Origin of the sequence: Halapricum desulfuricans, assembly GCF_017094525.1 — an archaeon.
Classification (GTDB): domain Archaea; phylum Halobacteriota; class Halobacteria; order Halobacteriales; family Haloarculaceae; genus Halapricum; species Halapricum desulfuricans.
Genome location: NZ_CP064788.1, coordinates 899708 through 920291 on the forward strand (window position 1 = coordinate 899708; position 20584 = coordinate 920291).

Annotated in this window: 19 protein-coding genes; 13 read left to right on the top strand and 6 right to left on the bottom strand. The window is 66.2% G+C overall.

Annotation, left to right across the window (positions count from 1 at the left end):
* From HSR122_RS04590 to HSR122_RS04605, 4 genes are read left to right on the top strand one after another with little or no spacing between them, the layout of a single operon-like run.
* The gene (locus tag HSR122_RS04590) at positions 1-2715 is read left to right on the top strand and encodes a transglutaminase domain-containing protein (protein ID WP_229111528.1); all 2715 of its coding nucleotides are present in this window, start codon (positions 1-3) and stop codon (positions 2713-2715) included.
* Positions 2712-3293 (top strand): DUF7269 family protein, encoded by a 582-nt coding sequence (locus tag HSR122_RS04595; RefSeq protein ID WP_229111530.1) that lies wholly within the window; start codon positions 2712-2714, stop codon positions 3291-3293. The genes HSR122_RS04590 and HSR122_RS04595 overlap by 4 nt, the downstream gene beginning before the upstream one ends.
* Positions 3290-4693 (top strand): DUF58 domain-containing protein, encoded by a 1404-nt coding sequence (locus tag HSR122_RS04600; protein WP_229111532.1) that lies wholly within the window; start codon positions 3290-3292, stop codon positions 4691-4693. The genes HSR122_RS04595 and HSR122_RS04600 overlap by 4 nt, the downstream gene beginning before the upstream one ends.
* Positions 4690-6207 carry a DUF7519 family protein gene (locus tag HSR122_RS04605; RefSeq protein WP_229111534.1) on the top strand — a complete coding sequence of 506 codons (1518 nt, stop codon included), beginning with the start codon at positions 4690-4692 and terminating at the stop codon, positions 6205-6207. Before HSR122_RS04600 ends, HSR122_RS04605 begins: the two co-directional genes overlap by 4 nt.
* Here HSR122_RS04605 and HSR122_RS04610 read toward each other — a convergent pair.
* Entirely contained in the window at positions 6204-7160 is a 957-nt protein-coding gene (locus tag HSR122_RS04610) for an AAA family ATPase (protein WP_229111536.1), read from the bottom strand. The two genes, HSR122_RS04605 and HSR122_RS04610, sit on opposite strands and share 4 nt — an antisense overlap.
* A 103-nt stretch (positions 7161-7263) precedes the next feature.
* Between HSR122_RS04610 and HSR122_RS04615 the strand changes: the two genes are divergently transcribed.
* Positions 7264-9030 carry a transcription factor IIIB 50 kDa subunit gene (locus tag HSR122_RS04615; RefSeq protein ID WP_229111538.1) on the top strand — a complete coding sequence of 589 codons (1767 nt, stop codon included), beginning with the start codon at positions 7264-7266 and terminating at the stop codon, positions 9028-9030.
* A gap of 259 nt (positions 9031-9289) precedes the next feature.
* Positions 9290-9628 (top strand): hypothetical protein, encoded by a 339-nt coding sequence (locus HSR122_RS04620; protein ID WP_229111540.1) that lies wholly within the window; start codon positions 9290-9292, stop codon positions 9626-9628.
* Between the two features lie 212 nt (positions 9629-9840).
* Here the strand turns inward: HSR122_RS04620 and HSR122_RS04625 are convergent, their stop codons facing one another.
* Complete coding sequence (locus HSR122_RS04625) at positions 9841-11265, bottom strand: PAS domain S-box protein (protein ID WP_229111542.1); 1425 nt, start codon at positions 11263-11265, stop codon at positions 9841-9843.
* A gap of 350 nt (positions 11266-11615) precedes the next feature.
* On the opposite strand from HSR122_RS04625, the gene HSR122_RS04630 reads away from it, so the two are divergent.
* Both HSR122_RS04630 and guaA read left to right on the top strand, forming a co-directional pair.
* On the top strand, positions 11616-13271 hold the full coding sequence (locus tag HSR122_RS04630; RefSeq protein WP_229111544.1) for a CTP synthase: 1656 nt from the start codon (positions 11616-11618) through the stop codon (positions 13269-13271).
* Positions 13271-14188: a glutamine-hydrolyzing GMP synthase gene (gene guaA, locus HSR122_RS04635; RefSeq protein ID WP_229111546.1), complete on the top strand. Its 918-nt coding sequence runs from the start codon at positions 13271-13273 to the stop codon at positions 14186-14188. The genes HSR122_RS04630 and guaA overlap by 1 nt, the downstream gene beginning before the upstream one ends.
* A gap of 135 nt (positions 14189-14323) precedes the next feature.
* Here guaA and HSR122_RS04640 read toward each other — a convergent pair whose 3' ends face one another.
* Complete coding sequence (locus HSR122_RS04640) at positions 14324-15370, bottom strand: galactokinase (protein ID WP_229111547.1); 1047 nt, start codon at positions 15368-15370, stop codon at positions 14324-14326.
* Between the two features lie 2 nt (positions 15371-15372).
* Positions 15373-16353 (bottom strand): flap endonuclease-1, encoded by a 981-nt coding sequence (gene fen / locus HSR122_RS04645; RefSeq protein WP_229111548.1) that lies wholly within the window; start codon positions 16351-16353, stop codon positions 15373-15375.
* Between the two features lie 88 nt (positions 16354-16441).
* Here fen and HSR122_RS04650 point away from each other — a divergent pair, with 88 nt between their 5' ends.
* A complete protein-coding gene (locus HSR122_RS04650; protein ID WP_229111549.1) occupies positions 16442-17035 on the top strand; it encodes a hypothetical protein in 594 nt (197 codons plus the stop codon).
* 51 nt (positions 17036-17086) lie between these two features.
* Here HSR122_RS04650 and HSR122_RS04655 read toward each other — a convergent pair whose 3' ends face one another.
* Positions 17087-17611, bottom strand: coding sequence for a GNAT family N-acetyltransferase (locus tag HSR122_RS04655; protein WP_229111551.1), 525 nt, complete (start codon positions 17609-17611; stop codon positions 17087-17089).
* Positions 17612-17686: 75 nt separating this feature from the next.
* On the opposite strand from HSR122_RS04655, the gene HSR122_RS04660 reads away from it, so the two are divergent.
* Together HSR122_RS04660 and HSR122_RS04665 are read left to right on the top strand one after the other, a co-directional pair.
* Complete coding sequence (locus HSR122_RS04660) at positions 17687-18262, top strand: class I SAM-dependent methyltransferase (RefSeq protein ID WP_229111553.1); 576 nt, start codon at positions 17687-17689, stop codon at positions 18260-18262.
* Positions 18263-18285: 23 nt separating this feature from the next.
* Complete coding sequence (locus tag HSR122_RS04665; protein ID WP_229111554.1) at positions 18286-18705, top strand: DUF3054 domain-containing protein; 420 nt, start codon at positions 18286-18288, stop codon at positions 18703-18705.
* Positions 18706-18758: 53 nt separating this feature from the next.
* Here HSR122_RS04665 and HSR122_RS04670 read toward each other — a convergent pair whose 3' ends face one another.
* On the bottom strand, positions 18759-18929 hold the full coding sequence (locus tag HSR122_RS04670) for a DUF7331 family protein (protein WP_229111556.1): 171 nt from the start codon (positions 18927-18929) through the stop codon (positions 18759-18761).
* Between the two features lie 348 nt (positions 18930-19277).
* Between HSR122_RS04670 and HSR122_RS04675 the strand changes: the two genes are divergently transcribed.
* Both HSR122_RS04675 and HSR122_RS04680 read left to right on the top strand, forming a co-directional pair.
* Positions 19278-19898 (top strand): hypothetical protein, encoded by a 621-nt coding sequence (locus HSR122_RS04675; RefSeq protein ID WP_229111558.1) that lies wholly within the window; start codon positions 19278-19280, stop codon positions 19896-19898.
* Positions 19899-19951: 53 nt separating this feature from the next.
* Positions 19952-20548: a hypothetical protein gene (locus HSR122_RS04680; protein ID WP_229111560.1), complete on the top strand. Its 597-nt coding sequence runs from the start codon at positions 19952-19954 to the stop codon at positions 20546-20548.
* The last annotated feature ends 36 nt before the right edge of the window (positions 20549-20584 follow it).

Genomic DNA, 20584 nt, shown 5'->3' on the forward strand with positions numbered 1-20584 from the left:
ATGACGACTGACGCCGCCCCGAGCGGCCGCGAGTACGGCCGCGCCGCGTTCGTCCTCGGCGGCGTGCTCGCGGTGGTGCTGGCCGGACTGTTGCTCCCGGCGCTGGTGGGACCGCTCGAGGCGGCACCCCTCGAATCGTTGCTCTCGCCTCCGCAACCTGCCGGTAACGGGGCCGGCGGCCAACTCGGCGCGCTCGATCCGGGCGACTCGACGAGCGTCGGCGGCCTCGAGGGGGGCGGAACCGCCGCACTGCGCTCCCAGAGCGCCGAGACGCACTTCGTCGTCGAATCGACGGAGGCCGCCTACTGGCGAACGGGCGCGTACGACACCTACACCGGCAGCGGCTGGGATCGCTCCGGCGATACCGCCCCCTACGACGGATCGATCGAATCCGGCGGCCTCGTCGACCGAACGCTCTCCTATCGCGTCGAACTGAAACGCGCGGCCGGCGCGTTGCCGACGGTGTGGCGGCCGCGGTCGGTCGAGACTGAAGCGCCGATCGAGGTGACAGACGGGCGAGCGATCGCCAGTTCGCGGACCGTCGATCCCGGGACGACCTACGCGGCGACCAGCGCGCGCCCGCCTGACGATTCGACGACGCTCGCGGCCGCCGGCGACGACTATCCCGACGCGATCGAAGACCGATACACGCAGTTGCCCGACTCGACGCCCGATCGGCTGGGTCGGTTCACCGATCAGGTGACCGACGGGGCCGGATCGCCCTACGAGACCGCGGCGCGGATCGAACGCTGGCTGGAGGGTAACAAGTCCTACTCGCTGAACGTCTCCGATCCGGGCGGCGATAGCGTCGCGAGTGACTTCGTTTTCGATATGGACGAGGGGTACTGCGAGTACTTCGCGACCTCGATGGTCACGATGTTGCGCACACAGGACATTCCGGCGCGGTACGTCGTCGGCTACTCGACCGGTCAGCCGAGCGGGGAGAACACCTACACTGTCCGGGGGATGAACGCCCACGCCTGGGTCGAGGTCTACTTCCCCGACGTGGGCTGGGTACAGTTCGACCCGACGCCGGGCCGCGAGCGCATGCAGGCCGAGCAGGACGCGCTACAGGAGCAGAACCCGGACGCCAGCAGCTACGAACATACCGAGACCGGAAGCCCCGGCGAGCGGTTCAGTCCCGACGAGTCGGGATCGGTCGCAGAGCCGACGCCCGAGGACGATCAGGATCAGAACGGGAACGACGGCCCCGACACCGACGACGGGTCGGGCAACGAGACCGACCCCGGCGGAAACGACGACGGATCGGGCGACGAGACCGACGATGGACAGGACCCCGGACGGGATGACTCGGTCGGCTCCTACGAGGTCGCCCTGTCGGACCGGCCCGTGCCGGGCACGAACGTTACGGTTCGCGTCACCGCTGACGGCTCGCCGGCGGCCGGCGTGGTCGTGCTGTTCAACGGCGACTCCATCGGCGAGACCGATACGGACGGGACGGTCATCGGTACGGTCCCCTACGAGCGACGACTGAACGTGACCGTTCGAACCGTCGACGGCCGCGGCGCTCCCGCAGGCGACCTTGCGAGCGACAACCGCCTGTACGCCGGCCGATCGGTCCCCTACTCCAGCCCTCGTACGGTTCGGGCGACGAACCGGACCTACGAGGTGCCGACGGACGCGACGCTATCGATAACGGGAACGGTCGTGACCGGACGGACGGTCACGCTGACGGCGACCGTCGAGGGGCAAGCGATTCCGAACGCGACGGTCGAACGCGACGGCGAACGCGTCGGCGTGACCGACGGAGACGGGCGACTCGACGTGGCGCTTCCCGACCGGCCTGGATCGACGACGCTGTCGGTCCGACGGGGCGCGGTCGGCGGGAACCGGACGCTGGAGTTGCACGAACTCGAACTGACAGCCGATCCCCGGCTGCCGGTCGCGCTCCCCTGGACCGGCGTGACCGTCACGGCCGAACTCGGCAACGAGACGGTTGCCGGCCTGCCGGTCTCGATGGGCGGCGAGCGGATCGGCACGACCGGCGTCGACGGCACGCTGTCGGCGTCACTCCCCCTCTCCGATAGCGTCTCGCTCGTCACCACGGCCTACGGCCAGCGCGCGACGACGACGATCACTGGCCTGTGGGCCAACCTCGCGCTGGTTTTCGGCGTGCTCGCGGCGGTCCCGCTCGGTGTCGTCGTCGTGGCGTACCGGCGCGGAATCAGTCTCGGGGCCGCACTCGACCGTCTCGTCGGCGTCGTCCTCGCGCTCCCGAGATATCTGCTCGTCGCGCTCGTCACGGCCGCGGACGCGGCTGTCGACGTCGCCGGTCGCCTGTTTCGAAACGGGCGTTCGACGCTGCGCGAGCTGTGGGCCGGCAATCTGACGCGCGACGCGATCGCGGCGGCCGCTCGACGGCGGATCGACGCGTTCGCCGGTCGCCTGCGGTCGCTTCGACCGGGGGCCGACGGTCGGTCGGACGCCGGCAGTTCGACGGCGCGAGTCTCGATCCGTGCGGCCTGGGCGCAGTTCCTCGCACAGGTGTCGGTTACCGACCCCGAGACGAAGACGCCGGGCGAACTCGCGGCCCACGCGATCGAGCGGGACGAACTCCCGGCCGACGCGGTCGAGACGCTCAGAGACGCCTTCCGGGCGGTCGAGTACGGCGCTCGCGCGCCCGAAGCGAAACTCCCCGCCGTCCAGTCGGCGGTCGAACGGCTGGACAGCACCGAACGGGAGGACGAGCGATGAGGGTCCGGAGCGTCGCCGGGGCCGTCGGACTGCTTGGGGCGTTGCTCGCGCTCGGGCTAGTCGCCGCGCCGCAGTCCGCCACGTCGATCCGACCAGTCGCCCTGCTGGCGGAGACGCTGCCGGTCGATCGCGCCGATCTGCTGGTGACCGGACTCGGGGCGGTCGTCGGTCTCGTGGCGGCGACGCTCGCGTACTCGCTCAGCGGCGACGGGGGAGCCGGACCGCTGGTCGAGCAGCCCCCGGAAGCCGTCAACGCGCGGACGCCCTCCCGTCCCGGCCGGGCGTTCGACCGACACCTCGAGGGCAACTTCGACGCGAGCGACACCGACGAGCGCGTCCGGGTGGTGCTTCGTGAGGCGGCGATCGAGACGCTCGTCAGACAGGACGGTATGCAACCCGAGAACGCCCGGACGGCCGTCGACCGCGGTCGCTGGACGGACGACCGCGTCGCCGCGGCGTTTCTGGGCACACCCGCGCAATCGCTGGGCGCGCGCTTGCGCCGCTGGCTCGACCCCGACCGCGAACGCCGACGGCGGGCGAACCGCACGATCGAGGCCATCGAGCGGGGACAACAGTGACGCGATACAGCCATCACCGCTGGAGCGTCGGGCTCGCGGGGGCGCTTGCGTTCGTCGCCATCGGGCTCCTGTACGGCTCGTCGGAACCGCTTCTGCTCGCCGTCGTCCCGCTGTCGTACGTCGCGTACGGCGCGCTCTCGCGGTATCCGGAGCCGACCCTCGATATCGAGCGATCGCTGTCGCCGTCGGCCCCGACGCCGGGATCGACGGTGACGGTGCAGGTGACGGTGACCAACGGCGGCGATCGGACACTGCCCGACCTGCGCGTCGTCGACGGCGTCCCGGACGAACTGGCGGTCACAGACGGGACGCCGCGGGCGGGGCTGGCGATCCCCGCCGGCGAGTCGCGGTCGTTCACCTACGGGGTGATGGCAAAGCGCGGCGAGTACGCGTTCGACTCGCCGGTCGTTCGGACGCGGTCGATCAGCGGTTCACGGGTCGTCACGACCGATGTCGAACCGGGCGGTGCGACGACGCTGTCCTGTTCGACGACGGTCGATCGGACGCCGATCGATCGGACGGCCCGCCGTCGAACCGGGACGCTGCCGACCGACTCCGGCGGCCCGGGTCTGGAGTTCTACTCGACGCGGGAGTACCGGCCGGGCGACCCGGTCAGCCGGCTGGACTGGCGGCGACTCGCCCGCACCGACGAACTCTCGACGATCGACTTCCGCGAGGAGCAGGCCACGCGCCTGATTGTCCTCGTCGACGTGCGACCGCCCGCCAGAATCGCGCCCCGGCCCGGCTATCCGACCGGAGCCGGACTCGCCGCGTACGCCGGCGAGCGCGTCTACGAGGCGCTCAGGTCGGGTGGCCATCAGGTCGGCGTGTCCGTGCTCGGTCTCGATGCGGGCGACCGACCGGGACACGGCGCAGGACTGCCGTGGGTCGAACCGCCAGCCGAGGGCGGCTCGGTCGCGGCCGCGCGAGCGCTGTTCGAGGCGGCCGCCGGCGTCGAGAGCGACGCGAACGCGGTTCCCGATCCCGTGATGCGCGAGTGGACCGGCAACGCCACTGCCGTGCGCGACCCCGCTGTCGGCCAGCAGGCAGCGCGCGGTGACGCTGACGAACCAGCGAGGCGCGACCGTGCTGACGAGCCGGACCGCGTCGAACAGCTGCTCGCCAGACTCCCGCCCGGCGCGCAGGTCCTGCTGGTGTCGCCGCTGCTCGACGACGAGCCGTCCGAGTTGACGGAGACGCTGTTGAGCCGCGGCGTTCCGGTGACGGTCCTGAGCCCGGACGTGACCGTCTCGGACACGCCAGGTAGCCGCGTGGCGGCGCTGCGCCGCCGAAACACAGTCACGTCGCTGCAGTTTCGCGGCGTGACCGTCGTCGAGTGGCCGCCGAACGAGTCGCTGGAGGTCGTCATCGACCGCTCGTTACCGGAGGTGGTCCCGTGATCGACCAGCGCCCGACGCGGTTCAGTACCGTCATCGCCGTGGCCGTCCCGGTCGCCGCGACCGCCGCGCTCGTCCGCGCCGTCGGGCTGGAGCGGCAGACCGCCTACGCGGCGATCGGTGCCGTCGCGGTCGCGATCGTGCTGGGGTTGCTCGCCACCGAGCGTCTCCGGCCGGTCGGTGCCGCGCTCGTCGGCCCCGTCTTCCCCGTCGTCGCGCTCGCCGTGATCGCCGGTGGGGGGATCGCGCTCGTCGGCCAACTGCGCAACGCGCTCCCGATCGGGTCCGCGTTCGTCGTCGGCGGAGCGGCCCTGACGGCGTTCGGTGCCGTACTGGCGGTCCGCGACTCGCTCTCACGCGACGTGCTAGCACGTGCCGTCGCGAGCGGGCTGCGCGCGACAGCCGTCATGGGACTCGCAATGGCAGTCGCGCTTTCGATCCGGTTCGCTCCAGTACGTTCCGAGGCTGCGACCGCCCTCGAGGGACTGGCGGGATGGGTGTTCGAACCGACGGCCGCGTTCCCGCTCGCGTCGTTTCTGACGCTGTCGATCGCCGTCCTGTATCTGACGCGGGCCACCGTTCGCGCGCTCCCGCTCGCGGCACTGCTCGGCGACCGTCTCGCCGACGCCCGGGAGACGCTGAAACAGGCCGATCGGACGCTCAAACTGTCTATAATGGCGCTCGTGGCGACGGCGCTGGGGGCGCTGCTGCTAGAGGTGACGGCCCCGGATCCCTACGTCTGGGTCCCGGACGGAGTCGAGGGCGTGCTCGGCACTCTGACAGGGTCGACGCAACTCCGTCAGCTGTTGGTCGCCGTGCTGGTCGTCGACGGGCTGTTGCTTGCGAGCGCGACGTCCCTCAAGCGGGCGTATCGGGGCTCCGGCCGGGCGGCGCTGCTCGCTGTCGTACCGTACTTCGGCGGTGGCGTGGTCGTCGCGGCGGTGGTTCGATACCGGGAGCCGTTCGTCTCGACGCTGGTCGAACAGGCCCTCAACCGGCTGCCAGCCCAACTCGCCAGCCCGTTCGACGCGCTGGTCTCACGGCTCGTCGCCGTCTACGGTGAGGCCGCGCTCGCGTTGATGATCGTGACTGCGCTGTCCGGGCTGACACTCGTCGTTTTGCTCGCGCTGTTCGTGAGCAGCGCGCTCGGCCTGCTCGCCGATCGAGCCGGCGGGGTGGCACTGGCGGCCAGCGGAACCGTCCTCACGACGGCGTTTGCCGCGACGATCGGCGTCGACCTCCGGCTCGCGCTGGCCGGAGCAGTCGGGGCGTTCATCGCCTGGGACGTCGGCTCGTTCGGTGCCGGGCTCGGCCGTGAACTCGGTGCGCGAGCGAGCACTGCCAGGATCGAGCTGGTTCATGGCGGCGCAACGGTACTGGTGGGCATCGGGGCAGTCGGAATGACGATCGCGGCCGACCGATCGCTCGAGTCGGTTGGCGTCAGCGAGACGCTGGCCGTGCCGGCGCTCGTCGCCGCGACCGTCGGCCTGCTGTTGCTCGTGATCGCGAGCCGCTAGTCGTCGGCGACCGCGGGGACCGCGACGCGATCGAGGACATCGTCGAGGGCGTCTGCCGGCCGGACACCCCGGACGCTGGCCTCTGCGGTGAGCACCAGCCGGTGACGGAGCGTCGGCCCGGCGACGCGCTTGACGTCGTCCGGGACGACGTACTCGCGGCCCGCCACGACAGCGCTGGCGCGGGCCGTCTCGAACAGCCGCTGGACGCCTCGCGGCGAGACGCCGACGTCGACGCGCTCGTCCTCGCGGGTCGCCCGTCCCAGATCGACGACGTAGTCGCGGATCTTCTCGTCGACCCGGACCGTCTCGGGGACGTCCTGCAGGTCGGTGACCGACTGCCCCTCGAGAACGGACCGGACGCTGGGCATCTTGGCGTCCCGGTCGGCTCGCCGATCGATCAGTTCGCGCTCGCCGGCGCGGTCGGGATACCCGAGTTCGGCCTTGACGGCGAACCGGTCGCGCTGGGCCTCCGGAAGCGCGAAGGTTCCCTCCTGCTCGATGGGGTTCTGAGTCGCGATGACGAAAAACGGCTCCGGCAGCTCGTGTGTCTCGCCGTCGACGGTGACCTGTCGCTCGCCCATCGCTTCCAGCAGTGCAGCCTGGGTCTTCGGCGGGGCGCGGTTGATCTCGTCGGCCAGCACGACGTTCGCAAAGACGGGGCCGGGCGAGAACTCGAACTGTCCGGTCGACTTGTCGTAAATATTCGACCCGGTGATGTCCGCCGGCAGGAGGTCCGGCGTGAACTGGACTCGCTGGAAGGATAGGCCGAGCGCGTCCGCGAAACTCCTGGCCGTCAGTGTTTTGCCCGTGCCGGGGACGTCCTCGAGTAGCACGTGGCCGCGAGCGAGCACGCCGATTAATACCGTCTCGAGGAACTGCTCGTCGGCGATGACAGCTTCGCCCACCCGTTCGAGCACGCTCCGGCAGGCACATGAGGCGTCCTGAGCGTCCATACCGGCCGAAGGGGCTGGTCCGGCCTAACGGTTATGCCTCAACAGTATCAAAACTGATGAACGAGGCTGAACATTAAGGTCCCGCTCTCGGAATATAGGGACAATGCCGAACGCAGCCGAACGAGACGACGTCGAACAACAGCTCACGACTGTGGCTGAGGCACTCTCGTTGCCGAGCAGCACGGCCCAGATCACCCGGGTCCGGCTCAATCAGCTGGGTTCCGAACCCGAGATCGAGGACAGCTCGCTGTCGATCGTCGGCGCGACGACGCTGTCACTGTCTGCGCGCGAAGATGGGCTCCCAATAACGGTGTCCGATGTCGCCGAAGCGTGGTCGGAGACGCTCGAGGGCACGTCGATCGACCCTGGCGCGATGACGGCACTGTTCGATGACATCGCTGCCAATCTCGATATCGACGGCGTCCCGCCGGAGCCGCGGGCGCTGATCGAGCGGTTCGGCACGGAACTGGACCTGCCGGACGGGATCGTCGTCGTCGCCAAGCGGATCCTCGAGGACGCCTTCGAGGCCGATCCTCAGACGATCGCTGGCAGCACCTCTCCCGCCGGTACCGCCGGTGCCGTCCTCTATCTCGCTGCGGCGGTCAACGACGTTGACGGTGCCGACGAGGACGCGCTCGGCGACGTCACCGACACGAGCCAGGTAACGGTCAGAAACCGCTACAAGGAACTACGCGATCTGCTGGGCGAACAGCACCTTGAGACGACACAGCGATACCAGCTCGACCCGGATACCGGCGCGCCGATGGCGACCAGCAGCGCGCCGGACACAGAGAGCGCGCCTGTCGAGACAGCCGACGACGAGACGAGCGGCGAAGACCCTGAAGCGACCGACAAGGCCTCAGCGGACGCGCCAGGGGAAGGCGAGCCCGAGACGGCGAACGCGGACGACGAGAGCACACCGACGGCTGAGACCGCCGAGGTCGTCACGGCGCTGTTCCCCGACGAACTCCCGACGACCGACCGCGTCGCCGAGGAACTCGCTGCCGATCCGGAGGCGATCGCCGCCGATCTGGAGACGCTCGTCGCGGACGGGACCGTCGAGCGAAAGCGAGCCGGCTCCACGGACGTCTGGCTGCCCGGCGATCGGGACGCGCTCGGTCCGGATCTCACCGAAGACGCCGTCCAGCGCGAGGTCGACGCGATCGCCGACGAGCTGGATCTCGACGCGTCTGTTCGACTGTTCGCTCGCGGACTCGTCAGCGACGTCGTCGAGGCCGTCGACGTCGAGCACGCGGGCGAACTCGGCGGCGCAGCGCTGCTCGCGGCCTGCCGGGTCAACGATGTCGACGTCGAGGCGAGCGAGATCGCCGCCACCGGCGAGTTCGCGGCTCGTGCGTTGTACGACTGGCTGGAGACGCTCGATTCGGCCGTCGACATCGAGATCCCGACCGCCGGTGCAGAGACGTACGTCGATCGGCTGGCCGACGTGCTCGATCTCGACGAATCGGTCCGCGAGGAGAGCGTCCGCGCCATCGAGCAGTACGACCCCCGGCCCGACGACCCGTCGTACACGCCGCCGGAGCTGGCCGCCGGCGCGACCGTCTTCGCGGCGACCGTCCGCGGGACCGGGGTCGAACTCGAGCAACTGGCCGAAGCCAGCGGCGCCGACCCCGCGTTCATCTCCGAGGCGACGGACTCCGTGCTGGTCTCGCTGTGTCTGGACCTCGTCCGGGAGGACCTCGACTACGAGGAGACCGGCTGGACGGGCGACCTGCTGGAGTCGGAACTCTCTCCGGAGTTCGGCGATTCGGAGACCGGCGCGGCGATCGCGCTGGCGAAAGCCTACGCCGCCGGTCGGGAGTCCCAGCCCGTCGACGAGGCGACGATCGACGCGCTGGTCGGTCGTTGATCCAGCCGTCCGGCTCTCACATCTGTCTCCCAGTTAATCAAAACAGAAATTCACTACCTTAATTAAACCACAGATCGAAATCCGATTGCGGAGTCCGCAGTACGTGCTTCTGACATATTGGCGTGACCTCGCGGGCTCCCTGCCGTATTTTCCGATAGACAGTGTGGCGTCTCCGACGCCACGGGCGGACGGCGAAACCGCCGCTACCGAGGCGTTCTCGGTGAATTAATACGCGTCGACGGCGACTCTCGAATCGAGCATGTCCGACGACGACATCGACGCCATCGCGGACGCGCTGGGTGCGGTCAAGGCGGGGACGGACCGCTCGACGCTACCGGTCAGATCAGTCGCTGACGACGGCGATATCGTGCGGATCTCCCTCGAGACGCCGGCCGGAAACGTCTTCGAGCGCGAACTGAAGCGTCCGCCGGTGTGGGGACCCAACTGCGAACTGAAGACGCTGCTCGACGCCTACGACCTCGGTCCCGACGAGGTGGACGCCCTGAAGGGGAAGGCTCTGCCCGTCAGGCGGGAGGTCGTCGACGGGCGGCCGCGGTTCGAACTCGATCTCGACGCGCTCAGCGATAAGAAAACATAACTACACAAGTAGCGGTGATATAGAAGTCTTCACACATCCTGACCTGCCCGATCTTGGTTTTGAGTAGACAAGATTTCGCTCTGATATGAGCCATTTGGCCCTCTGAATGTCGGTTCGGTTAATACGATCCCGGTGATCGCAATCCGCCGAGTTAGGCCTTGAGAACTATTCTGCATCACTGCCACAATGTTATACAAGATCGGGATTGCTCGCTACTGGTTCAGGCGGGGGAGTGTCACTTGTAGAGCTGTTTCGGGGATTGGCCGACCAACGAGTTCAATCTCTCCACCGATCTCAAGCAGCGTCAAATAAACCTGCGCTATGTCCAATCCAAGGCCGTGGTTTAGCTCAGTCTCTACCCCGCGAGTGAGTAGATCGTGATGGCTATCTGAGAGTAAGGGTTCGTTTCCGCGGATCGTCACCACCACTTCCGTCTCTGAGATGTCAACGGTCACATCGATGGCTGGTTGCGACATATACTCCCCAGTGTGTGAGAGGAGCTGTCCGATGGCGGAGTTTGCTGGTGCCGGTATCGCGACTGTCTCATCGGCAGTCGGAGCAGCAACTGACCCGGTTGTGGTCTCTGCAAGGACGGCCTCCATCGTGATCACGAGTTCTTCGAGGTTGAGTGGTTTAGAGCGTGCCACTGACTTGTCAGTAAGGAACTGAGACTGGGTGACTTGACGGCTTAACCCGGCTAGATCTGCGGCTGCGGTCTCGATTTTCTCGGCGGCTTTCTGTGTGAGTCCCGAATCTGGGTCTTCATCATTCTTGAGAGCCGAGGTGTGCCCCTGAATGATCGTTAGTTTGTTCCGTAGATTGTGTCGGAGCACCCGATGCAGGACTTCAAGTCCGTGGCGACGCCGCTTACGGTCGGTGATCTCGACTGCAGTCCCAATGACACCAGTCACGGTGTCATCATCGTTGTAGAGCGGCTGGGCGAATAGTTCCGTATGGAGTCGGGAACCGTCTTTCGTACGAAGAACTGTCTCATATCCGTTGAGATCCTCGCCGTCAAGGATACGATTGAGCAAGTCAGTAAGTGATTCCTCAGTCAGTAACGGATATGATTCACCGACGATTTCGGCAGAACTGTATCCGAACGTGTCTTCCGCCGCTTGATTCCACAACTGGATTTGTCCTTCGGTGTCAAGAGCAGCGATTGGTAGCGGAGCCGCATCGAGGAGCGTTTTGAGTCGAGTTGTCGTTGTCCGGAGTTGCTGTTGGCGTTCGAGACGAGCACTGATATCACGGAAGACACCGAGTACGAACGTCCGATTTTGCTTTTGAATACGTTGGGCGTTGATTTCCACTGGGACGCATTCGCCCGTCTGTGTCTCAATATAGAGCGGGCTGCCGTCCGGGAGGCGTTCGACCTGTTCACTCTCGCGCGCACGGCTGAACGCAGTGTCGTAGGCGTCGCGATTCTCCGCTGGGTGGAGTGTGTGTCGTGTATGGCCAACTAGCGTCTCGGGCTGGCATTCAAACAATTCCCCAGCTGCATCGTTAACCGCGACAATTTCGTCCGTGGTGATGTCTACAACAATCACTGCATCCGGGATACTTTCAAGGACAGTAGTCAACGAAAGTGTCGGGATCGCGTTCAACCTCTCGTACGACCGGTTCACTTCGGACATTTCATTCTCACATCCACTTTGGCTGATAGCTTGTGAACGGAGTGCCCAACAATTTGGGCTGCCGGTAGTGCAGAAGTCTTCACACACCCTGGACTGCCCGGTCTTGGTTTTGAATAGACAAGATTTCGCTCTGATATGAGCCATTTGGCCCTCTGAATGTCGGTTCGGTGATCCAGATAATCGAAACCCGCCGAGTTAGGCCTTGAGAACTATTCTGCATCACTTCCCTACACAAGTGCGAACCCGCCCGAACACTTCCGGGTGACGACGAAGGTCGGCGGGGAGTGACAGCCGTCCACGAACCGGATCGGTCCCGAAATCGTTTTGACCTGCGCGAGCGCACCGTCAGTATGCCCACTGAATCCGACACGGGGTACGACCCCACACTCGGAAACAAGTTCGTTTTCGTCACCGGCGGGGTGATGTCCGGGCTCGGCAAGGGGATCACGGCCGCCAGCACCGGCCGACTCCTGAAAAACGCCGGGTTCGACGTCACTGCTGTCAAGATCGACCCGTACCTGAACGTCGACGCAGGCACGATGAACCCCTTCCAGCACGGCGAGGTGTACGTGCTCAAGGACGGCGGCGAGGTCGACCTCGACCTGGGGAACTACGAGCGGTTCCTCGATGAGGACATGACCTCCGACCACAACGTCACGACCGGCAAGACCTATCGCCACGTCATCGAGAAGGAACGCGCCGGCGACTACCTCGGCAAGACCGTCCAGATCATCCCGCACATCACCGACGACATCAAACGGCGGATCCGCGAAGCCGCCGAAGGGACCGACGTCTGTATCGTCGAGGTCGGTGGGACCGTCGGCGACATCGAGGGGATGCCCTATCTGGAGGCGCTGCGGCAGTTCGCTCACGAACAGGACGACAACGACATCCTCTTTACCCACGTCACGCTCGTCCCCTACTCGAAAAACGGCGAGCAGAAGACCAAGCCGACCCAACACTCCGTGAAGGAACTGCGCTCGATCGGCCTCCAGCCGGATATCCTGGTCGGGCGCTGTGAGGATCGGCTCTACCCCGACGTCAAGGAGAAAATCGCGCTGTTCTGTGACGTCCCGACGGAGGCGGTCTTCTCGAACCCGGACGTCGAGGACATCTATCACGTCCCGCTGATGGTCGAGGAGGAAGGCCTCGACGAGTACGTCATGCAGGAACTCGGACTCGCGGAGCGCGCACTGCCCGAAGAGGAACGCGACAACACCTGGCGGAACCTCGTCACACAGGAGACCACCGGCGAGGTCGACATCGCCCTCGTGGGGAAGTACGACCTCGAGGACGCCTACATGTCGGTCAACGAGGCGCTGAAACACGCCGGCCTGGAGAAGAACGTCGACGTCAATATCCGCTGGGTCGACTCCGACGAGGACGACGTCACCGAGAGCGCGAACCTCACCGAGGCCGACGGCGTCGTCGTCCCCGGAGGGTTCGGTGCCCGCGGCACGGAAGGCAAGGTCGAGGCGATCCGGTACGCCCGCGAGCACGACGTGCCGTTTTTGGGGCTGTGTCTGGGCTTCCAGATGGCCGTCGTCGAGATCGCCCGCAACGTTCTGGGGTACGAGGAGGCCCACTCCGCGGAGATGGACGAGGAGACGCCCGATCCGGTCATCGACATCCTGCCCGAGCAGGAACACACCGAGGACATGGGCGGGACGATGCGACTCGGAGCCCACCAGACCGACATCACGCCCGGGACGCTCGCGGAAGACCTCTACGAGTCGACGGTCTGCACCGAACGGCATCGCCACCGCTACGAGGTCAACCCCGAGTACTTCGAGGACTTCGCCGAGACCTCGGTGGTCTTTTCCGGTCGCGCGGGTCGGCGGATGGAGATCCTCGAACTCGACGACCACCCCTACTTCCTGGGGACGCAGTTCCACCCCGAGTTCCGCTCGCGGCCGACGCGCGCCTCGCCGCCCTTCGTCGGGCTACTCGAGGCAGTGCTTGGCGAACGTGACTGGCGCGAACCGGAAACGGAGGTGGAGGCCTGATGGTCGACGTCGAGCAGTTCGTCGACGAGAAGATCGACGAGATTGGCGACGCGATCGGCGACGCCGAGGCGGTCATCGCGCTGTCGGGCGGCGTCGACTCCTCGACTGCGGCCGCGCTCGCCTACGAGGCCGTCGGCGACCAGCTGCACCCTGTCTACGTCGACACCGGTCTGATGCGAAAGGGCGAAACCGAGCAGATCCGGGAAACGTTCGACTACATGGACAGTCTGCGGATCGTCGACGCAAAAGACCGGTTCCTCGACGAGCTGTCGGGAGTCACCGACCCCGAAGAGAAACGACACGTCATCGGCGAGCAGTTCATCCGCGAGTTCGAGACCGTCGCCGATGAGGTCGACGCCGACTACCTCGTCCAGGGGACGATCTACCCGGACCGAATCGAATCGGAGGGGACGATCAAATCCCACCACAACGTCGGCGGGCTACCCGAGCGCATCGACTTCGAGGGGATCGTCGAACCCATGCGGGACCTCTACAAGGACGAGGTCCGGGAGGTCGCTCGCGAACTCGCCCTCGAGGAGATCATCTCCGAGCGGATGCCGTTTCCCGGGCCCGGACTCGCGGTGCGGATCATCGGCGAAGTCACCGAGGAGAAACTCGAGGTCGCCCGCGAGGCCAACCACGTCGTCGAGGAGGAACTGGCGGAGTACGACCCCTGGCAGGCGCTTGCCGCAGTCATCGGCAAGGCGACGGGCGTCAAAGGCGACAACCGCGTCCACGGCTGGGTCGTGGCCGTCCGTTCGGTCGACTCCCGGGACGGCATGACCGCCCGCGCACAGGAGATCGACTGGGAGACCCTCCAGCGAATCCAGTCGCGCATCACCGGTTCTCACGAGAACGTCGCCCGCGTCGTCTACGACGTCACACACAAGCCGCCGGCGACGATCGAATACGAGTGATACGGTCGGTTGTAACGATTTACCGGTACGATCGCATAACGGGTGCGATCGATCCGGAATAGACTTACAACCGACCGTATGAGGCTGTCGGCGCGTCTCGCAGTCCGAAACGATGGCACCGCTGGTTGTCTCTTTCTAACGCTCCGAGACGGTGACGCCGTCGGCCGTATCGATCGCGCTCACAGCCGCATCACCCCCGATGTTCTCGATGGCCTCGAGCAGCGCCGGCGCGCGCCCGCTCTTGACCGCCACGAGGACATCGGAACCGATCGTCCGTGCGCCGTATGCCCCGTGTTCTCCGGCCGTCTCGAGGATCCGGTCGACAGTGGGCGAACCCGCCCCGACGTTCTCGGTCAGGTCGTGGTGTGCCTCGTCGAGTAGTTCGCCGAATCGATCGAGATCGCCGTCGTCGAGCGCCGTCGCCGCCTGACTGACGCGTGCGTTCTCGCGGACGAGATAGCCCAGTCGATCCGCTCCGGGCCCGTCAAGCTGCGGGAGCATCGCCAGATCGACCTCGGGGGCGGATTCGACACCGAGCTCTTCGAGCGCCCGCCGGACGCCGTTACGCCGCTCGCTGACCCGCTCCCCGACGCCGTCAGATCCCGTCGAGACGGAGAGCAACTGGAGCGCGTCGGGCACGGCTACTCGGGCGTACGAATCAGCGTCCGCATCGACGAACAGCGCCAATCCCGCTTTCGAGAGTGCGATCGCGAACGACGCGGCGGTCGGACGGTCGCGGCCGAGAAACTCCGTCTCCACACGCCGGGCGAGTCGGGCGATATCCAGCCGCGAGAGGTCCAGCTCGTAGGCCGATCCGAGCAGCGCCAGCACTGCGAGTTCCAGGCTCGAAGTGACGTTGACGTCGGCGGGCCGATTTCCAGCCAGTGCGCTCGGTTCGATCAGTTCGCCGTCGACGCCCCCCTCGAACCCCCCAGGTTCGAACCCGGCGTCCGCGAGTACGGCGTAACAGCCGCGGATCGGGTCGGCCCAGTCGCCGGCCGGCTGTGGGTCTGCTGTTTCGAACGTCCGAGTCTCGTCCCCGAGCGTGACGGTCACGTCTTCGGCCGGAGTCGCTGCAAGCGCCGTCGCCCGATCGGTCGCGACCGAGAGCGTGTACCCGCCGGTGTCGGGCGTTCGATCGCCGAACAGGACCGCCGCTCCGGGGGAACGAACCTGATACATGCTCACGACCACTGGTCGAGGCCGGTTTGGACTTGCGATTGCTCGATCCGCTCGAACCCGCGCTCGACCTCCTCGGGATCGACCTCCCAGGTCCCGGTGACGTACTCGCGGGCCGCGTCCACGTCCGGCGAGACGTCGAGATCGAGGTCCGGCGTCTCGGTGACCGGCGGATCGCGAAAGAGCTGTCTGATCCGGTCGGCGTTCTCGACGTGGAGTCCGTCGGCCTCGATGACGCCCCACAGGTCGCCGTGCTCTTTGATGGCTTTGACGGACGTTTTCGGCCCGTATCCGGACACGCCCTCGTTGAAATCCGTCCCGCAGAGGATCGCGACGTCGATCAACTGCTCCCAGGAGATGTCGTGCGCTTCGAGCGTCGCGTCCAGATCCATCAGTTCCGGATCGCCCTTGCTGGTCAACTGCCGGAGCGTCAGCGGTGCGCCGAACAGCAGCGCGTCGTAGTCCTCGGTGCCGACGTAATCGACGTCGCCGCGGCGGGCCATCACCGCCGCCTGTGCCTCGCCCTCGGCCGGCGCGTCGACGATCGGCACGTCCAGCAGTTCGAGCAGCTCGCGGGTCGTCTCGACGATCGTCTCGGTCAGTCGCTGGGTGCGGCTCTCCAGCCGTGCGACGGCGATCTCGTCGCCTTCCTCGCGGGCGGTTTCGAGGCGCTGTTGGGCGGCCTCGCGTTGCTCGCGTCGCTGCTGTACTTCGTCGTCTTTCAGGTCGGTGACTGCGCCGTCGAAGACGAATACGGGCGTCAGATCGTGTTCGAAGAACTTCGGCAGTCCCTGGACGACGCCGACGAGGTTGGCGACTTCTTCGCCGTCGCTGGTCGTGTAGACCTCATCGCTGGTCCACTTGACTGTCGTCGTCAGGTACCGGTACAGCCAGTTGTGGGCGTCCACGGCGACGACCGACCCCTGCAGGTCGGCGAACGGGACGTCCTCGAGGACCGCCAGTTCGCGCAGCGCTGCGTTTCCCATCGATTCTCTCTTGGGTCGACAGCGATTTGAATCCCCTGACCTCCGATGAGTGGATTGATTTACAAGACGGTACGTTCAATCCAGTTCTATGACGGATCGAAATTCGTCGTCACGCGAGTCCGTGCGAACTGACGGGGGGACCGAGGGGCCACGAGTCGACGATCCCGAAGCCGAGTTGCTCGCCGCAGGGGCTCTCCAAGAGGGTCCGTCGGGCGATCTGCAGGTCACGCCGGCGTTCAACGAGGCATGGCAATCCGAGATCGAGGACGTGAAGGCCGACGAGGACGCGAACAGGGCGGAACTGGTCGAGGTCATGGGGATCGACTCGGAGGGCGACGTCGCACTTGAAGCCGTCGACGACGCCTTCCGTATCACGATCGACGGCGCGTTGATCGGCTCGCTGGAGTCACAGGCCGCCTTCTACGCGGATCTGGCCGGTGCTCGTCTGCTCGCGGACCGCGTCGACGCGTGGCACGACCTGCCGGTCGCCGACCGGAGTCGCCTGCTGAAAGGACTGCGACTGTTCCTCGAGACCTGTCCCGCATGCGGGACCGAGGTCGTCTTCGAGACCGAGACCGTTGAGTCCTGCTGTGGGAGCTATCAGGTCGCGGCGGTCGACTGTGACGGATGCGGGGCGCGGCTGTTCGAGTCGGCACCGATCAACGAAGACGCGTTGTCGTAGCGAGACTGCTCGGACGCAGCAGTGACGGGACCCACCGAACGCATCCACCGATCACGTGGAGAACGGTTCGACGACCGGCGGTGCCGTCTCGCGGGATTCGACGAACTCGGCGACACCGGATTCGAGGTCGTCCTCGCGGAAGGTCGTCAGGCCCTCTCGATAGCGTTCGTCACGGTTCGGAGCGGGCCAGGCCAGGACGCGCTCGGCCAGGCCCGTCCGTTCGCCCGTGTAGCCGAACCCGGCCTTCGAGGCGGCCTCGTAGGCGAACGGGTTGTTCACGGCGATCACGACCCGGCCGAAGCCCCGTTCCGATGCTCGTTCGCGAACCGTCCGGAGCAGCCGTGAGCCGATTCCCTCTCCCCGGCGGTCGCGACGGACGGTCACGTACCGGATCCGAAGCGCCGAGTCGTCAGTCCGATCGGGGTCGAACGCCGCCGCGGCGACGACGTCGCCGTCCTCGCGCACGACCGCCTTGCCCGTCGAGGACATGACGAACTTGCCGGCGTAGCTGAACTGCTCGTAGTCGAGTCGCAGCGTCGGTCCCTCGGCGGGCCAACCGAGCAGTTCGAATTCCATACTGACGCCAGACGCGCCGGCGGCAAAGACGTATTGCTCCGCGCTGCTTTTCTCGCTCGACCTGCTATACGTGTTATGTCCACCGGCGACGTCGCCCTCTTCGACCGTTTCGCGCGCTACTACGATTTGTTCGTGCCCGGCGCGAAGGCGACCAATCTCTCTCGCGGACTTGAGACGGCGACCCGACCGGTCGAACGACTGGTCGATGTCGGCGGCGGGACCGGCCGGGCGGCGCGGGCGCTCGGCGTCGATCAGCGGGTCGTCCTCGACGCCTCGCGGGGGATGCTCTCTCAGACTGCGCTCTCGAGCATCCAGGGCGACGCCGGCCGACTCCCGCTTGCGACCGACGCCGTCGACGCGATCACCGTCGTCGACGCGCTGCATCACATCCACGGCTGGGACGCCGTCTTCGAGGAGGCGTTTCGCGTGCTCTCCCCGGGCGGCGTGCTCGTGATCAGCGACTTCGACCCGGCGACCGTCCCCGGACGGCTGCTGGTGGCCGGCGAGCGACTCGTCGGATTCGATTCGTGTTTCGAGTCGCCTGACCGACTCCGCGAGCGTCTCGAGGCGATCGGTTTCGAGACCCGACTGATCGACGGCGGGTTCGGATACACGGTCGCCGCAGTCGTCCCGAAACGCGAAGGCACATAGGCCCGGCGTCCGAGTAGGCGGGTATGCAGGTGGTCGATGCGATCGGTCGCCGGGTCGACCGGACGCGACTGTCCGCGCTGGTCGCTCTCGGTGACGTCGCCTTGCTCGCACTGTTCGTCACGGTCGGCGAGGTTTCCCACGGTACTCCTCCCTGGGAGTTTCCGGTTCGGGCCGTCGAAGCGCTCGTCCCGTTTCTACTCGGGTGGGGGATCGCGGCGTTCGTCGGCGGGCTGTACACGAGCGACGCCTGGGAGTTTCCGCTCCGTGCCGTCTCCTGGACGACGCCCGGCTGGCTGACGGCCGTTCTGATCGCGATGGCGATCCGGTCGCTACCGTTCGTCCGCGGGGGCGTCCAGCTCTCGTTCGTCGCCGTTTCAGTGGCTGTCGGACTCGTCTTGCTCGTTCCCTGGCGAACGACGGTCGCACTGCGATACGGCCGGTAGTATGCGAAAATTGGTGCCGCCGACGGACCGACGCTCGACCGCGATGGAGGACCCTACCGGTACTCTTCGATCGCCACGGCTACGGTCGACTGGATCCAGGCCTCGTGGTTTTCCCGATCGTAGATGACGAACTCGTCGTCATCGAGTGTCAGCTCGGCGTATCGCTGTGGCTGGTTGTCGTCCGTCGCTGGCCCGGCCGTGTTGTCCGTGGCATTGCCGCTCATTGCTCTGTGTGGACGGAATTGCCGTCCCGCTGCCTCCACCCCTAGCTGCGTTCCCGTTCAGTATAAGCTCTCTGTCCCAATTATCATTCGACAAAATGGAAGTCGGATCGCTGTCTGTCGATTTTCGAGATCGACTCCGCTTCGATCCGGGCCGCTAAAACGACACTTCCACGTTTCGGTCCATCTCTCATCTCTGTTATCGGATGCGATAATCTGACGATTGCGCGTTTGTGTCGTCTTCGATCCGTCGCGTTCATCGGCGGCGTGGCAATCCGGGTGTCGTCTCGTTGCTGGATCGCGGTCGCGTTCGCAGGGGCTTTTATGCCCGGCCGTTCACAGAGGTACCGTATGGAAGTCTCGGAGCTCGACGCGCTGCTCCATGACAGTCGCAACAACGCCGTCATCGGGTGGCTGTTGATCGCACTGCTGGGCGGTACTGCCGTCGGGATCGTCGTCGCCACCGGGCTGCTGTGGTCGGTGTTCGCACTCGGCGTCGTCGTGCTGGCGCTGCTGCCGCCGCTGGCGTATCGCTCGCCGTACGTCATGCTCCCCTGGGAGGTCCTGCTGGTGGCCGCGCTCCCGATCGTCGGGCTCGCGATCGGATCGGAGCGGCTCTCAGGTCAGTTCACGGTGTATTTCGCCATCGCGGCAGTCGCGCTGGTGATCGCCGTCGAACTGCAGTCGTTCACGTCGATCCGGTATCCGCCGTGGTTCGCAGTTGTGCTCGTGGTCGTCGCGACGCTCGCTTCGGCCGCGCTGTGGGCGCTGCTCCGGTGGGGGTTCGACGTGTACGTCGGAACGAACTACATCACCACCAACGACGAACTGATGTACGAGTGGCTCTACTCGGCCGCGGCGGGGCTGCTCGCGGGTGTGACGTTCACACTGTACTTCCGACGACGACGGAAATCCGTCGACGCCATGCTCGAAGAAATCGACGAGCTGCAGAACGAGAGTGGGCAATCGTGAACGACTCCAGGATTCGACTCTCTCAGCGTCGGCAAGCACAGGTGACCCGCTTCATGGAGCTGTCGCTGGTCGGACTGTTTTTCATCGGGCTCGAACGCGGCAGCGTCGGGATTATCATCAACACCGGTGTGGCGCTACTCGTGACGCGCGTCCCATCGATCCTCGAACGCGACTATCAGCTCGCGATGGATCCGAAGATCACGCTGTGGATCACCAGTGCCGCGTTCCTCCACGCGCTCGGTACGGTCGGTGTCCCCGGGCTGGGGTGGAAGCCCTACTCCGCGATTCCGTGGTGGGATCACGCGACGCACGCGCTGTCAGCGTCGGTCGTGGCCGCCGCCGGGTACGCGACGGTCCGGGCGATCGACGAACACTCCGAAAAGGTGCATCTCCCCTCGAAGTTCGTCGCCGCGATCATCCTGCTTTTCGTCCTCGCGTTCGGGGTTCTCTGGGAACTGCTGGAGTTCGCGCTCGGTATCGCGGCGGACCAACTGGGTACCTCGTCGGTGCTCACCCAGTACGGCGTCTACGACACGCTGTGGGACCTCGTCTACAACTCCATCGGCGCGGTCCTGGTCGCGCTGTGGGGCGGGCTCTATCTCTCTGATCTCTCCGACGCGATCGGCGAACGGTTCCTGTCGACCGACTAGCGACAGCTGGTTGCGTGCCGGTCTGACGGCCAAGAC